At 68.0% G+C, this 14,884-nt stretch carries 14 protein-coding genes and 1 pseudogene; 6 read left to right on the forward strand and 9 right to left on the reverse strand.

The features are described from left to right. Positions 1-15 precede the first annotated feature (15 nt). Genes mhpD through AB4Z48_RS27480 form a run of 4 tightly spaced genes read right to left on the reverse strand, consistent with a single transcriptional unit; the run spans position 16 to position 4,622 of the window. A complete protein-coding gene (mhpD, locus tag AB4Z48_RS27465) occupies positions 16-816 on the reverse strand; it encodes a 2-keto-4-pentenoate hydratase (protein WP_441619816.1) in 801 nt (266 codons plus the stop codon). After that, positions 800-1,807 (reverse strand): 3-carboxyethylcatechol 2,3-dioxygenase, encoded by a 1,008-nt coding sequence (locus AB4Z48_RS27470; RefSeq protein WP_441619818.1) that lies wholly within the window; start codon positions 1,805-1,807, stop codon positions 800-802. The genes mhpD and AB4Z48_RS27470 overlap by 17 nt, the downstream gene beginning before the upstream one ends. Continuing rightward, entirely contained in the window at positions 1,804-3,669 is a 1,866-nt protein-coding gene (locus tag AB4Z48_RS27475; protein ID WP_441619820.1) for a bifunctional 3-(3-hydroxy-phenyl)propionate/3-hydroxycinnamic acid hydroxylase, read from the reverse strand. The genes AB4Z48_RS27470 and AB4Z48_RS27475 overlap by 4 nt, the downstream gene beginning before the upstream one ends. Positions 3,670-3,692: 23 nt before the next feature. Further along, entirely contained in the window at positions 3,693-4,622 is a 930-nt protein-coding gene (locus AB4Z48_RS27480; RefSeq protein WP_441619822.1) for an alpha/beta fold hydrolase, read from the reverse strand. A gap of 152 nt (positions 4,623-4,774) precedes the next feature. Between AB4Z48_RS27480 and AB4Z48_RS27485 the strand changes: the two genes are divergently transcribed. Next, a complete protein-coding gene (locus tag AB4Z48_RS27485; protein WP_441619824.1) occupies positions 4,775-5,605 on the forward strand; it encodes a DNA-binding transcriptional regulator in 831 nt (276 codons plus the stop codon). A 118-nt stretch (positions 5,606-5,723) separates the two neighbouring features. Here AB4Z48_RS27485 and msrA read toward each other — a convergent pair whose 3' ends face one another. Next, positions 5,724-6,242, reverse strand: coding sequence for a peptide-methionine (S)-S-oxide reductase MsrA (gene msrA / locus AB4Z48_RS27490; RefSeq protein ID WP_441619826.1), 519 nt, complete (start codon positions 6,240-6,242; stop codon positions 5,724-5,726). Between the two features lie 666 nt (positions 6,243-6,908). Here msrA and AB4Z48_RS27495 point away from each other — a divergent pair. Next, positions 6,909-8,078, forward strand: coding sequence for a zinc-binding metallopeptidase family protein (locus AB4Z48_RS27495; RefSeq protein ID WP_441619828.1), 1,170 nt, complete (start codon positions 6,909-6,911; stop codon positions 8,076-8,078). Between the two features lie 5 nt (positions 8,079-8,083). Here AB4Z48_RS27495 and AB4Z48_RS27500 read toward each other — a convergent pair whose 3' ends face one another. Beyond that, positions 8,084-9,019 carry a LysR family transcriptional regulator gene (locus tag AB4Z48_RS27500; RefSeq protein ID WP_441619830.1) on the reverse strand — a complete coding sequence of 312 codons (936 nt, stop codon included), beginning with the start codon at positions 9,017-9,019 and terminating at the stop codon, positions 8,084-8,086. A 158-nt stretch (positions 9,020-9,177) separates the two neighbouring features. On the opposite strand from AB4Z48_RS27500, the gene AB4Z48_RS27505 reads away from it, so the two are divergent. The 3 genes from AB4Z48_RS27505 to AB4Z48_RS27515 are packed head-to-tail and all read left to right on the forward strand — an operon-like array spanning position 9,178 to position 11,261. Beyond that, entirely contained in the window at positions 9,178-10,005 is an 828-nt protein-coding gene (locus tag AB4Z48_RS27505; protein WP_441619832.1) for a dioxygenase family protein, read from the forward strand. Between the two features lie 13 nt (positions 10,006-10,018). Then, positions 10,019-10,786: an alpha/beta hydrolase gene (locus tag AB4Z48_RS27510; RefSeq protein WP_441619834.1), complete on the forward strand. Its 768-nt coding sequence runs from the start codon at positions 10,019-10,021 to the stop codon at positions 10,784-10,786. A gap of 37 nt (positions 10,787-10,823) precedes the next feature. Further along, positions 10,824-11,261, forward strand: coding sequence for a rubredoxin (locus AB4Z48_RS27515; protein WP_441619835.1), 438 nt, complete (start codon positions 10,824-10,826; stop codon positions 11,259-11,261). A 65-nt stretch (positions 11,262-11,326) separates the two neighbouring features. Here the strand turns inward: AB4Z48_RS27515 and AB4Z48_RS27520 are convergent, their stop codons facing one another. Then, the gene (locus AB4Z48_RS27520) at positions 11,327-11,590 is read right to left on the reverse strand and encodes a hypothetical protein (RefSeq protein WP_441619837.1); all 264 of its coding nucleotides are present in this window, start codon (positions 11,588-11,590) and stop codon (positions 11,327-11,329) included. Positions 11,591-11,900: 310 nt separating this feature from the next. On the opposite strand from AB4Z48_RS27520, the gene AB4Z48_RS27525 reads away from it, so the two are divergent. After that, positions 11,901-13,634 (forward strand): MBL fold metallo-hydrolase, encoded by a 1,734-nt coding sequence (locus tag AB4Z48_RS27525; RefSeq protein WP_441619839.1) that lies wholly within the window; start codon positions 11,901-11,903, stop codon positions 13,632-13,634. 214 nt (positions 13,635-13,848) lie between these two features. Here the strand turns inward: AB4Z48_RS27525 and AB4Z48_RS27530 are convergent, their stop codons facing one another. Together AB4Z48_RS27530 and AB4Z48_RS27535 are read right to left on the reverse strand one after the other, a co-directional pair. Then, entirely contained in the window at positions 13,849-14,415 is a 567-nt protein-coding gene (locus AB4Z48_RS27530; protein ID WP_441619841.1) for a TetR/AcrR family transcriptional regulator, read from the reverse strand. Positions 14,416-14,700: 285 nt separating this feature from the next. Continuing rightward, positions 14,701-14,884: pseudogene (locus AB4Z48_RS27535) on the reverse strand (copper resistance protein CopQ); the annotation flags it as partial.

Here is a 14,884-nt window from a genome sequence, read left to right on the forward strand (position 1 = left end):
GGCGAAGGCCGGGGATCAGTCTTGCGCGAAGCGGGCGCGAACGGTGCCGACGCCGGCGATGCGTGCTTCGTAGACCTGCCCGGGTTCCACCGCCACCATCGGGCCAAGCGCCCCGGTCAGGATCAGGTCCCCGGCGCGCAGCGGATCGCCCAGCGATGCCAGCTTGCGGGCAAGCCATACCGCGGCGTTGAGCGGATGGCCGAGGCAGTCTGAACCGGTGCCGGCCGATACCCGCGTATCCGCGCGGAACATCTCCATCTGCACGGTCTTCAGGTCCAGGCCCGCCAGCGGCACCGGGACCGCACCCAGCACCACCAGCCCGCTGGAAGCGTTGTCCGCCACGGTGTCGACGTAGGAGATATTCCATTTGTCGATGCGGCTGCCGACCACCTCGATGGCGGGCAGCACATAGTCGACCGCATTGATGAGATCGACCAGCGTCGCGTCGATGGCGGGCACGTCGTGCTTGAGCACCAGCGCCACCTCGGCCTCGGCCTTGGGTTGCAGGGTGCGGGCCACGGGAATGGGTTCGTCGTCGCCATAGACCATGTCGGCGAACAAGGTGCCGAAGTCCGGCTGGTCGACGCCCAGCTGGCGCTGGACCGCCAGCGAGGTCAGGCCGATCTTGCGCCCGATCACGCGGCGGCCCTGCTCGCGCCAGGCGTCGACGTTGGCGCGCTGGATCGCGTAGGCGACACCGGCACCGCCGCCCGCGATCTCGTCGCGCAAGGGCCCGATGGGGACGCGGTCGGCTTCCGCGCGGCGCAGGCGCTCGGCGAGCGCGAGTACGGTCTGCTGGCTAGTGGTCATTTGCATGGCAATCGAAGCGTTCGGGTTGATGAAGAGATGCCGCTTGCGTGGCGCAGCGGCCGTGCATGACACCAAAGCCGGCGATCCATTCCGGGATCGGACGGTAGTAGTCGATCTCGGCCTGGTAGCGCCCGCCCGCCGCCAGCGCGCCGAAGGCCGCGATCCAGGTGCGGATCTCGTGCGCGGACTTGCCGCCCTCGCGCGTGATGGCCTCGTCGGTCATGCCGTCTACCGCCGTCAGCTCGCGCCTGGCCAGCAAGGCAAGGAAGGCCCGGTCCCACTCGGGATTGAGCGCGTGCAGCGCACTGTCGCCCGCGCAGAATGCGCTGGCGGCGGCGATGGTGCGTGCCTGCCGGGCGGCGCGGGATTCGGGCGAAGGATTGCGCCCCGCGATCAGCCGTTCGACGTTCTCTGCGTGGCCCGCGGCGATGGCGGGCTCGATCTCGGGTACCGGCGGCTCGTGCGAGATGCCGCCCGATCCGATCACCAGGACCCGCTTGCCCAGGCGCCCGGCAAACCGCCCGATCGCGTCACCCAGCAAGCGTGCCCGCCGGCACGAGGCCATCGGCGGCGCGACGGAATTGATAAAGACCGGGATGACGGGATAGCGGTCGAGGCCGCCGGTCAGGACCTCCAGCGCCTGCGCGCAGCCGTGGTCGACCTGCATGCGGTACGACACGGCGACATCGATATCGGCGGCCAGCACCGCATCGGCCAGCGCCAGCGCGGTCTGGCGCGGCACGTCGAGCGGCCCGGCCAGGCTCTTGAAATCGCCGATCGCGGTGGCCGCCGCGCCAATGCAGAACGGCGGCATCACGTCGTAGAAGAAACCGTTGTAGTGGTCGGGCGCGAAGGCGATCACCAGTTCCGGATCAAAGGCCCGGACGCGGGCGCGCGCTGCCGCCTGCACCGCCTCCACCTCGGCGACGATGGCCGGGTCCGGGTCGAAATAACCGTGCAGCGGCGTGTGCGAAAGGCACTCCAGATGGATCGTCATGCCGGGCTCCCTCCGGCGAGCGCCAGGACCTGGCCATCCGGCGCCATGCCGCGCGCGGGCAGGCACGCGCCGTCCGCGTGCGCCGTGCCGGCGGCGGGCACCAGCGCCAGCTTGTCGGCCAGCGCCATGATCGACTGCGACACCTCCTGCGGCGAGCACGTCCCGGCGACGAAGCGGTCCGGCCTGAGCAGCACCATGGCATGGGGCTGCCTGCCGAACCAGTCCTTGAGCCGGCCCTGGACGTCCCCCACGGCGATGACCCCGGGCGGAACGTCGGCGCGGTAGGCCAGTTGCGGGTCGGGCTTGGCGATCACGAAGCAGGCACCGAGCCGCTCCCACACCACCCGTGCCTGCGGCGTCAGGCCAAAGGTGGGATCGGTGCCCCAGCCGACGATGGCGAGGCGGTTGCCGATCACGTCGTCCAGGCGCATGACGCTTCCCTGCTCCGTGCGCACCATCGGCTGGATGAACATCCGGCCCACCGGCGAGTTGCCGGCCGGATCGCGGCCGTGCACGATGCGCCCGACCAGCGACTCGCGCTTCTCGCACATCAGTCCGAGCAGGCGGCCCAATGCCGAGTTGCCGGCGCGCTCCAGGCGCCGCGCCAGGAAACCCGGCGCGGCATCGCGCTCGGGCAACAGCACCACCCCGCTTTCATAGCGCGGCATCGGCTTGAAGCGCATCTCCACGAAATACTGCTTGACCGGCGGGAAGGCGTTCATGACCCGCGTGAACCCGTCGCGCAGGCGCGCACCCGTGCGGCTGGCCGGGGCGAAGATGTCTCCCGCCACCTCGGACAGGTGGATCATCGAGCGGGCGTGCGCGCGCCGCTCCATGCCATAGGTATCGAGCAGGCGCTCCTGCGCCTGGCCCTTGACCACCATCGCAAGCTTCCAGGCCACGTTGGCCGCATCGCGGATGCCGCTGTTGTAGCCCTGCCCCTGCCACACCGGCATGATGTGGGCCGCGTCGCCGGCCAGCAGCACGCGCCCGGAGCGGAAGCTGCGTGCCAGGCGGGCGTTGTGCGTGTAGACGCGCTTGCGGATGTAGTCGACCTTGTCCGGCTCCGGTACCAGCTTGCGCATCAGCGCGGCCAGGTTCTCCGGCCTCGACAACTCTTCCTCGGTTTCGCCCGGCATCACCATGAACTCGAAGCGGCGCACGCCATGGGGCAGCGCCGCGGACACATAGGGGCGCTCCGGATCGCAATGCATATAGATATGGGGCGTGCCGATCGGATCGTTGCGCACGTCGACGACGATCCACTGGTTCGGCTTGGTGCGGCCCTCGAACGGAATATCGAGGCTGCGCCGCACGAAGCTGTTGCCGCCATCCGCGCCCACCAGGTAACCCGCGCGCAGCACCGTTTCGGCGCCCGTGGCACCGGTCGTGCGTATCGTCACGCCGCTGTTGTCCTGGGTGAAGCCGGACACGGTCTGGCCAAACAGGATCCTGACGTGCGGGAAGCGCGCCAGCCCTTCGTAGAGCACGCGATCGGCCAGCGGCTGGATAAAGGCATTGCGGCGCGACCAGCCGAATTCATCGGTGCGGGGCTCGATCGAGGCAAAGCAGCGGCCGCCCGGCGTGACGAAGCGCATCCAGTGGTGCGGTGTCGTATGCGGCAGCAGCACTTCGGCCAGACCCACCGACTGGAACACGCGCAGGGCCTCGTCGTCGAGGCCGATCGCGCGGGGGTAGTCGATGATCTCGTCGAGCTTCTCGACCAGCGCGACGCGCACGCCCTGCAGGCCGAGGATATTGGCGATCATCAGTCCGACCGGGCCGGCGCCGATGATGGCCACGTCAGTCGTCAGATCCTGGGGGCGGCCGTCTCCCGCCGCCATCTCGATGGCGTTGCTCATGTCTCCTCCTTGCTTTTTTCAGGTCAGACGGTGGTCGCTTCCGGCACCGCCCTGCCCTGCAGGAAGTTGAGATGGATGCGGTTGAAGGTCTCGGCATCCTCGAACTGCGGCCAGTGCCCGCAGCCGTCCATCACGGTGAACAGCGCGCCCGGGATCATGGTCGCGATGCGGCGTCCTTCGGACACGTCGGCGGTGGGATCGTCGGAGGTCCACAGCACCAGCGTGGGTGCCTGGATGCGGCCGTAGTCCTGCGCGCGCAGGATATTGCGCTGTCGCGTTTCCATGTCCTGCAGCACCATGTTGCCGCGCTGGGCCTCGACCATGCCGGGCTGGGCATAGATGGCCTGGCGCGTGGCGATCAGGTCGTCGAAGGCCTTGCGCTTGTCGGCCATCAGCCATTCCACGCGTGCCTTGATGAAGTCCCAGCCGGGGTCTTCCACGGCACGCATCGACAGCGTCTTGAGCCGCTCCATGACGACCGGATCGGCCTGCGAGCCGCCCGCCGTGTTCAGCACCAGCCGCTCGACGCGCTCCGGATGATCGATCGCCAGGCGCGATGCCACCCAGCCGCCCAGCGACTCGCCGGAGAACGACGCGCGCCCGATGCCCAGGGTATCGAGCACGCCGATCACGTGATCGACGTAGGCCGACACCTCGCGCGGGCCATCGGGCTTGTCCGTCCAGCCGTGGCCGATCATGTCGATGGCCCACACATTGAAGTGCCCGGCATGCGCCTGCAGGTTGCGCACATAAGCTTCGGCATGGCCGCCGACGCCATGCAGCAGGATCAGCGCGGGCTTGTCGTCGCTGCCTGCGTGCAGGTAACGCGTGCGGATTCCGTTTGCGTCGAGCCAGCCCTGGCTGAAGGTGACGCCGCGCAACTCGCCCCAGATGCTCTCGTACGGCAGTCGGGCGGTGGACGGATTGACAGCGGGGGAAACGGCATTGGACATCTTTGCTCCTGATTTATCGTCATGTCGGCCCGGGCGGCCGCTGAACTTGCTGATCTGTGTGATGAAGCGAGTCTAGTGACCGGCTTGTCAGGCGACAAAAAAACGTTCAACATGTGCAAGGAATGCACATCGTTGATTTATAAAGGATTTTTGTGCCTGTCTCGACAACGGCAAGATCTTCGACGTATGCCAGCGTGCGCGGCCTGTCGCGCGGGCTGGCGGTATTGCAGGCGCTCAACCGCATGGAGAGCGGGCGCGCCACCGCGCAGCAACTCAGCGAGCAAACCGGCCTGCACCGCACCACGGTGCGCCGCCTGCTGGAGACGCTGATGACCGAAGGCCTGGTGAGGCGCAGCGATTCCGATGAAAGCTACCGGCTGACGCTGCAGGTGCGCGGGCTGAGCGAAGGGTTCACCGATGACGAGTGGATCTCGACGGTGGCCGCGCCGCTGATGGGAGAACTCCTGCAGCGCGTGGCGTGGCCTTCGGACCTTGTCACGCCGGACGGGGACGCGATGATCATCCGCGAGACCACGCATCGCTTCAGTCCGCTGTCGTTCCACCGCGCCATGGTGGGGCGGCGGTTGCCGCTGCTGCTGACGTCGGCCGGGCGTGCCTACCTGGCCTACTGCAGCGAGGTCCAGCGCGAGAACATGCTGAACATGTTGCGTGCGGGCGCGGGCGGTGCCGAACAGGCCGCCCTGGCCAACGATGCAGTCTTCATACGCAAGCTGGTGGAACGCGTGCGTGCCGACGGCTTCAGCACCAATCGCGGCGACTGGGCCGAGCAAAGGAAGATCGGCGGGCTGGCCGTACCGCTGCGGCACGGCGAGCGCGTGCTGGGCAGCCTCAATGTCGTGTATCTGTCGGCTGCCATCGACGCGCAGGAAGCCATCCGGCGTTTTGCCGGGCCGCTTCAGGAAATCGCGGCGAAGATCGAAGCCGCGCTAGGCGAAGTCCTGCGCCGCGGCGAAGCCGACTGAGTGCCACGCACCCATGCCGGCCCGGCGGCCTTCGCAAAGGCGCCCTGGGCCGCCTTCATGCACCTTCACGGTTCTTCATGCGCCTGAAGGTGCCGTAGCTGTATCTGTAGCCGCGGCCTCAGCCGCCGGCCCCGGCCTTTGCCGGCAGCCGCCAGTTCGGCCGGACGAAGTGACAGGTATAGCCCGAAGGGTAGCGTTCGAGGTAATCCTGGTGTTCCGGCTCCGCCTCCCAGAACGGTCCCGCCGGGGCCAGTTCCGTTGCGACCTTGCCCGGCCAGACTCCCGACGCGTCGACATCCGCGATGGTGGCTTCGGCTACCTGCTTCTGCTTGTCGTCCGCGTAGAAGATCGCCGAGCGATAGCTCGTGCCGACATCGTTGCCCTGACGGTTGCGCGTGGTCGGGTCATGGATCTGGAAGAAGAATTCCAGGATCTGGCGGTAGCTGATCTTCTGCGGATCGAAGACGATCTCGATCGCCTCGGCATGCGTGCCGTGGCTCCTGTAGGTAGCGTTGGCGACGTCGCCGCCGCTATAGCCGACGCGCGTGGCGAGCACGCCGGGATAGCGGCGCAGCAAATCCTGCATGCCCCAGAAGCAGCCGCCCGCAAGGATGGCTTTTTCCTTTGCCATGGTCATTCGATACTCCCCTTGCCGAAGTTGAGAAAACAGGCGGCCATGATCTCACGCCGGACGGCTTTCTGCCGGCCCTCCCGCCCCCCGCCGCGGCCACCTCTTTCGTGGCACGCCTCTTGCTCGATCCGGATAGCATGGCGGCAGCGCGCCTTCGGCGACGCCCCCGGCCAGCCATGCACAAGCCACAGCAAACGGAGATGACCATGAATCCCCCGCATGGAGTGCGGAGCCCGGCGGAACGCGGCGGCTCCCGGCAACGAAACCATATCGAACAGCCCGGTGAAGGCCGCAAGACCGCCCAGCCCGGCCAGCGGGACCCGCAGAGCACGCAGCCGGCCGACCGCACCGCCAGGACCGGCAGGGATTCCCCCCAGCAATAGCATCGATAAGCTGCGATAGCCGCGATCGCTGCCGGGCCACCCGACGACCCGGCTGCGCGATCTTGGCCCACGCGGTTGTAACGCCGCCATGTAAAACTTGCAGCCCGGACTTGGCGTGCCGGCTGGTGCCGGCCTTTTGCCCGGCGGACGTGACATGCGCTGGCGGCACACGCGGCACACGCGGCACACTTGCGGCAAGATCGGCCGGAGGGTACGAACGGCACCGGCTGCTTGGCGGTGCGGCCGGATCGGCAGGGTCGCAGGGTCACAAGGATCACAGGGACGAGCCATGAAGACTTTCCACTGCGGAAAATGCAGCAACCTGGTGTTCTTCGAGAACGTGTCCTGCGAGCGGTGCAATGCCTTGCTCGGCTATGTCCCGGCGATTTCGCAGGTGTGCGCGTTCGAGCCTGCCGGCGACGGGCTCTGGCGCTGCCTGAACGAGGGGGCCGACGGCGCGCTCTACAAGCAGTGCCACAACTACGCGGTCCAGGATGTCTGCAACTGGATGATTCCGGCGGATTCCGAGGACACGCTTTGCGAGTCGTGCGAACTGACCCGCACGACGCCGTTCCTGGCGACGCCGAACAACCGCCTCTACTGGTGGCGGCTGGAGACGGCGAAACGGCGGGCGCTCTACACGCTGGCCGCGCTCGGCCTGCCGGTGGTTTCGCGCGAAGCCGATCCGGAGGGCGGCCTGCAGTTCGATTTCCTCGAGGACGTCGGCGACGAGCGCGTGATGACGGGCCACGACAACGGGCTCATCACCATGAATATCGCGGAGGCCGACGACGCGCACCGGGAGAAGACCCGCTCGGAGATGGGCGAGCCCTACCGCACGCTGCTCGGCCACTTCCGGCACGAGATCGGCCACTACTATTTCGACCGGCTGGTTGCCGGCACGCACTGGATCGTGCCGTTCCGCGCCTTGTTCGGCGATGAGCGCGTGGACTACGCCGACACGCTGGCGGCGCATTACGAGCAAGGCGCGACGGACGGCTGGGAGCAGGCGCACGTGAGCGCCTACGCGGCCATGCATCCGTGGGAGGACTGGGCGGAGACATGGGCGCACTACCTCCATATCGTCGATACGGTGGACACCGCCGCGGCCTGCGGGCTGGCGCTCAAGCCGAGTACCGCCGGGGAGCCCGTACTGACGGACCAGACGCCGGTGGAGGAATCCAGCTTCGATAGCCTGATGAACCGCTGGTATCCGCTGACCTATGTACTCAACAGCCTGAACCGCAGCCTGGGCCTTGCCGACGGCTACCCGTTCGCGCTCTCGCCGAAGGCGGTCGAGAAGCTGCGCTTCGTGCATGACGTGGTGTCCGCCGGACCACAGCCGAAGGTGGCCGCGGCGCCTGAGGCGATCGTTGCGGAAGCCGCAGCCACTGCAGCCACTGCAGCCACTGCGGCCACTGCGGCCACATCGGTCACGGCAGCGGGCGCCGCCGGGTAGTCCGGCTAGCCCGGCCCCGCCGAAGAAGCGTCGCCGCCCGGCCCGCTCTCCCACGACACACTGGCGAATGCCTGCACAAGGTAGTCCACCAGCCGCCGCACCTTGAGCGGCAGCTGCTTGCGCGTCGGGTAGACGGCGTAGACCCCCAGTTCGCCCGCCCGATATGCCGGCATCAGCTCGACCAGCGCGCCGCTGCGCAAGTCTTCCTGCAGCAGGAAACTGGGTTGCAGCATGATGCCGCCGTGCGCCAGCGCGATGGCGCGGCAGGTGTCGCCGTTGTTGGCATAGACGCGCGCGCGGGTGCTCACGCTCACCTTGCCATCCGGGCCTTCGAAGTGCCATTCGTCGCGGCCGGACCAGTTGGCGTATGCCAGCACGCGGTGCTTCGCCAGTTCATGCGGATGGCGCGGCTCGCCGTGCCGCTGCAGGTAGGCCGGCGAGGCGCACAGGGTCATGCGGGTGCCGGCAAGCCGGCGGCTGATCAGTGCCGAACTTGGCATATCTCCGATGCGCACGGCCATGTCATAGCCTTCGTCGACCAGGTCCACCACGCGATCGTTGAGGGTAATGTCCAGATCGACCTGCGGATGCGCTTCCATGAAGGCGCTCCACAGCGGCGCGAGATGCATGATGCCGAAGGTCAGCGGCACGTTGATGCGGATCAGCCCGCTCGGCTCGCGCGTGCGCGAGGTGATCTCGGCTTCGGCATCGTCCAGCGCGCCGAGCACTTCCTTGGCACGCTGGTAGAAGATCCTGCCTTCCTCGGTCAGCGACAGGCGGCGGGTGGTGCGCTGCAACAGCCGCACGCCCAGACGCTGCTCCAGCGCATCCACATGGCGCGACACCGCGGCCTTCGACATGCGCAGGCCCTCCACCGCTCCGACAAAGCTGCCCGCCTCGACCACCGCGGCGAACACACTCATTTCCAGGGCCCGGTCCATGGCGTCCTCGTCTCTTGATTCGATTGTCCCGATTTTCGAGACTATATATCACATGGATTGCCGTTTATCGTGGCCAGCGAAGCTAATACACTTGCGCCATCGAAATCGGCCATGACGCCCGCGCAAGCCGGCGTGCCGCGGCCCATCGGAGCGTATTCATGTCAGCCGCACTTCCCGCCCTGTTCGTTTCGCACGGCGCACCCACCTTTGCCATCGAGCCTGGCCTGGCAGGCCCGCAACTGACCGCGCTAGGCCGCGCCCTGCCCACGCCGAAGGCCGTGCTGGTGGTGTCGCCACACTGGATGACGCGCGGCGGCGTTGGCGTGACGACCACCGAACGCCCGGAAACCATCCACGATTTCGGCGGCTTCCCCCCGGCCTTGTACGCGCTGCGCTATCCGGTGGCGGGGCATCCCGACCTGGCCATGCGCACCGTGGCCCTGCTGGGCGAGGCCGGCATCCCTGCCCGTGCCGATCCGCAGCGCGGCCTGGACCATGGCGCCTGGGTGCCGGTCCGGCATCTGTACCCGGATGCCCATGTGCCAGTGTTCCAGGTCTCGCTGCCCCAGCCGCTGGACCCGGCCGGCGCACTGGCGCTGGGGCGCGCGCTCGCGCCGCTGCGTGACCAGGGCGTGCTGATCGTGGCCTCGGGCAGCATGACGCACAACCTCTACGAGTTCCGCGGCCGCGACGGCACCGATGCGCCCTACGTCGCCAGGTTCACGGCCTGGGTGCGCGAAGCCGTACGCAAGGCCATGCAGGACGGCGATACCGCCGCGTTGCTCGACTATCGGCGGCTGGCGCCGGATGCCGCCCGCGCGCATCCCACCGACGAGCATTTCCTGCCGCTGCTGGTGGCCGTCGGCGCGGCCGTGGCCGGCGAAGCGCTGCAGGTGATCGACGGCGGCATCGACTACGGCGTGTTGTCGATGGAGTCCTATGTCTTCGGCCAGCCGCAGGCCGCCGCCGCGCCGGTCGCGGCCTGACCAAGGAGATCCCATGCTGCCAGGCAGTGCCGAGATCGGCCCCCAGACCGAAGATTCCGCCAGCGGGCTGCGCTACCGTCTGCGTCAGGCCCACCCTGCCGCCGCACCCGCAGGTCGCCTGATCCTGCTGCACGGCGTCGGCAGCAACGAGACCAGCCTCGCCGGCCTGGCCGCGCTGACCGATCCGCGCGTGCAGGTCGTGCTCGTGCGCGGGCCGCTCACGTTCGCGCCGGGCCAGTATGGCTTCTTCGAAGTCAGTTTCCAGGGCGGCGCGCCCGCCATCGACGCCGCGCAAGCGGACCGCAGCCGCCGCCAGCTGATCACGCTGGTGCGGGCCCTGCATGCGCTGGACCGCGCGGAGGGCGCGGAAGATGACGCACCGCCCGTGCGCACGGTGATCGGCGGCTTCAGCCAGGGAGGCATCATGAGCGCCGGCGTGGCGCTCAGCGCGCCCGCCGACGTGACCGGCTTCGCCGTGCTGAGCGGCCGCATCCTGCCCGAGATCGAACCCCATATCGCGCCTCGCGCGGCGCTCGCCGGCTTGTCCGCGTTCATCGCCCATGGCGAATTCGACAACAAGCTGCCCGTGACCTGGGCGCAACGCGCCGGCCAGTGGCTGGATGCACTCGGCGTCGCGCACAGCTTGCGGCGCTACCCGATCGGCCACGAACTGAACGAGAATGTCGTCGCCGATTTCCAGCAATGGCTGGCCGGGCCGCTGGGGCTATCCGACCCGGGCAGGGGTCGCTCCACCGCCAATTCCGCTCCGCCCCGCGCGTGACCTGCCACCGGGCGGCCGCGCATTCATTTCCATAGGCATGTACAAGAAAGGCACCGCAGTAGAACTGCAGTTTTCCCCCGCGCGCTTGAACGACGGTGCGGGAGACCCGTACTGGATCGACCTCACCGCCGAAGAGGCGCAACGGCTCCTGACCCTGCTGCAGGAAAAGCTGGCCGCACCCGGGCAAGGCACGGCCGCGCCGCTGGTATTCAGCCTGGACGAGCCCGCTGTCGCGGCTGCGCCCGCGCCGGCTGCGACGCAAGACGCCGCCGTGGAGCAAGAACCGACGTCGCCCTCCAACGCCATCGAGTTCAGGCAGTGGGTGTGCATCATCTGCGGCTGGGTCTATGACGAAGCCGCCGGGCTGCCCGAGGAAGGGATTGCGCCCGGCACGCGCTGGGAGGATATCCCCGATGACTGGCGCTGCCCGTTGTGCGACGTCGGCAAGGAGGACTTCGCGATGGTGGCCTTCTAGGCAGTCCAGCCAGGCCGGGCCGGCAGCGCACCCTGTGCCGCCTGGCCTGCCGCCTGCCCTGCCGCCTAGAGCGAGTCCACCAGGCTGCGCACCACCTCGGCCAGCCGGGCGGCGCGGGCGCGCCCCTTCTGGTCCAGGTCCAGCGCGCCGCCGGCGGCCAGCGCCTGCAGGCCGAAGGCGGCGTCCGTCATATCGCGCCACGACGGATGATCGGCATGCATGGCGCCCAGGGCATGGGCCCCCGCGGCCAGGCGGCCGTGGTCCGGCTGCAGGCCGGCCGCCAGGTCTTCCAGGACTTCGGCTGCATCGATCAGGCCTTTGCGGTTCATCTTCCCTCCTCCCGTGGATCCGGCCGGATCGGCGCCGGCTTTTGACTGCATGTTAGGCGGCAAAGCATGCCTCCGCCTTTATCGATTCCCCGGACCACTGCGGACAGACGCGGCGGCCCCGCCTTCTCGCGCGCCAGCCGGGACATCGCCGAGGCGCGCCGGGCCCGGCATGCGCGAGCCGGCGCCGTGGCACCACACATTACATGGCAAGGCATCGCGAGCCATGTCTCGCTTTCCCTCGGTGGCATAACCGGGCGATGCCGCTACACTATGGCCTGACCCTGCCAGCACACCGAGACATCCGCCAGACATGAGCGAAGAACAAAAGAGCGGCAACGCCCCACATTCCGTACCCAGATCCCCCCCGGCATCACGTCCCTCCTCCCTGCGTCACGCAGCCAGCATCCTGGTCGTGCGCGACGGTGCCAAAGGCATGGAAGTCCTGATGGTGCGCCGTCCCGAGCGCAACGACGATCGCAGCAGCGGCGCCTTCGTCTTTCCCGGCGGCACGCTGGACCCCCAGGACCGGAGCCTGCATGCATTCTGTGCCGGCCTGGACGACGCGGCGGCAAGCCAGCGCCTCGGCGTCCCCGACGGCGGACTGGACTTCTACCTCGCGGCAGTGCGCGAATGCTTCGAAGAAGCCGGCCTGCTGTTCGCAAGCGATTCCGCCGGCACGCTGGTCGGGCTCGATGCGCTGCAGGCGCGCGATGCGCAACAGCATGGCTGGCTGCGCCAGTCCGCCCGCAGCGGCGGGCCCGGCATGGCGCAGATCTGCGAGCGCCTCGACGTGCGCCTGGCGGTGGACCGCCTCGCCTATCACAGCCACTGGCTCACGCCGCCCGGCCTGCCCAAGCGCTTCGATACCCGCTTTTTCGTCGCCCTGGCGCCGGCAGGCCAGACTGCCGTGCACGATGGCGATGAAGCGATGGAGCATATCTGGGTGCGCCCGAGCGACGCCCTCGACGCCGCCAAGGGCTACAAGTTCGTGCCGGTGACCCGGCGCACGCTCACCGCGATTGCCCGCTTCGAGACGGCGCAAGCGTGCTTCGACCATGCCGCGCAGCTGCGTGGCGTGGCGCGCATCATGCCGCGCCTGGCCCAGGGCAGCGGTGGCTTGCGCCCCGTGCTGCCGAGCGAGCCGCCCTATGCCGAGATCGAGCGCATCGACCCGCATGGAGAAGGCCATGCTCGCTACGAGCTGGCGACCGGCCTGGCCATGCGCCTGTCCGACCGCGTATGGCGCGTGACCGCCGGCAACGGCAGCGTGATGACGGGTCCCGGCACCAACACCTATTTCGTGGGCGATCCCGCCACCAACGAATGGGCGGTGATCGACCCGGGCCCGGACGACGAGGCTCACCTGGCCGCCGTGCTAGCCGCGGCGCCCGGACCGGTGCGCTGGATCCTGGCCACCCATACCCACCTCGACCACTCCCCGGGCACGCCGAAGCTGAAGGCCTCCACCGGCGCGCCCGTGCTCGGCCGGCCCGCGCCGGACACACCGCGCCAGGACCAGACCTTCCGGCCGGACCGCGTCCTGGAGCACGGCGAACGGCTGGCGCTGGGCGGGGACTGCACCCTGCGCGTAGTCCACACGCCGGGCCATGCCTCCAATCACCTGTGCTTCCTGCTGGAGGAGGAAAAAACCCTGTTCACCGGCGACCACGTGATGCAGGGTTCCACCGTTGTCATCAATCCGCCCGACGGCGACATGCACGCCTACCTGGCATCGCTGGCCGCGTTGCAGCAGGAGGACCTGGAGTGGCTGGCGCCGGGACACGGGTTCCTGATGGCAAAGCCAGCCGATGCGATCCGCACGCTGATCCGGCACCGGCTGCAGCGCGAGGCCAAGGTGCTGAACGCGCTGCGTGACCTTGGCGACAGTGCGCTCGAAGTCCTGCTGCTGCGCGTGTACGACGATGTGCCGGAGCGCATGCTGCCGGTGGCACAGCGCTCCCTGCTCGCGCACCTGAACAAACTGGTCGTCGACGGGGCTGTGGTGGAGGATGGCGGGTTCTGGCGCGCGGTGGAACGCAAGTAGCGTGAGTCTTGCCGGAGGCGCCCGCGCGCGCCGCAAATGAAAAAAGGCTGTCGGGGTTCAGCGCCTGAACTCCGACAACCTTCTTGTCCCGGGTAGTACCGGGCAGGCGACACTACGCAACTCAGCGCCTGCCTTCCTGCTTGTCTGCCGTCCTGCCTGTTTCCCTTCCTGCTTGACTGGCGTGCGAGGTTTGACTCCTAGCCTGGTCTGACTTCTACTCCGACAGCGAAGCCATCAGCAATTGCGCTGCCGCCTCCAGCCGTTCGGGCGCGCCGAACAGGCGTGCCACTACCAGGCCGTTCTGCAAAGCACCGTAGATCACTTGCGCCAGCGCCTTCGGCGGTACCAGGTAGACCTTGTCGTAGTCCTTCTGCGCGCGTTCGATCAACCCCATCAGCCAGTTCTCGTTCATGCGGTAGAACGTCTTGAGCTCGGCGTGTACCGTCTCGGGCAGGCACAGGGTTTCGGTCGACAACATGCCAGCCAGGCAGATCTGGTCACCGCAGGCGGCATTGCGCAGGAAGCTGAGGTACACCTCGGCTTGGGCATGCGGCGGCAGGCTGGCGTCGATGTTGCGGATCCGCTCTGTGACGCGTGCGCTGTATTCCTTCACCGCTTCCAGCACCAGGTCGTCCTTGGCGGGGAAGTAATAGTGGATGCTCGAGGTTTTTACCCCGACCAGCTCGGCAAGATCGCGATAGCTGAAGCCGTTGAAACCACGGCGGCGGATCAGCACCAGCGTATGTTCGAGCAGTTGTTCGCGTACGGATTGCGTTTTCATAGCGTGATCTTATCTATCTGTCGATAGATCCTCAAGCCAATTCCATGTGCAGTCGCAAAAAGCCACCCAGGCTGCTCAGGAAGGCAGCACTTGGGCGACCACCGTGACCATAGAGCCGCTGACCAGGCAGAGCCCGACCCAGCCGACCACGATCAGGAAGCTGTCTCGTAGATTCATCATGCACTCCAGACTAGTAGCAATTGCCAGCCGGACGCCCCACCGGGTGCGATAGCCGGCACTTGCCGGCTACCCCCTGTCGCGATCCGGAACCATCTCCGACTGTGTTCAGGCGTTGGCGCCTTCGGTGAAGACATCGAACTTGCCGGTGCGGGCGCCRTCGGTGAAGGCATCGCGGTTGCCGCTGCGGGCGCCRTCGGTGAAGGCGTCGCGGCTGCCGTTGCGCGCCGGGCTGGCCGACACGCCGACGCGGTCCAGGCCGGCCACGATACGGGCACCTTCGGTGTACGGG

It is taken from the genome of Cupriavidus sp. 2TAF22 (assembly GCF_052115045.1).
GTDB lineage: Bacteria > Pseudomonadota > Gammaproteobacteria > Burkholderiales > Burkholderiaceae > Cupriavidus.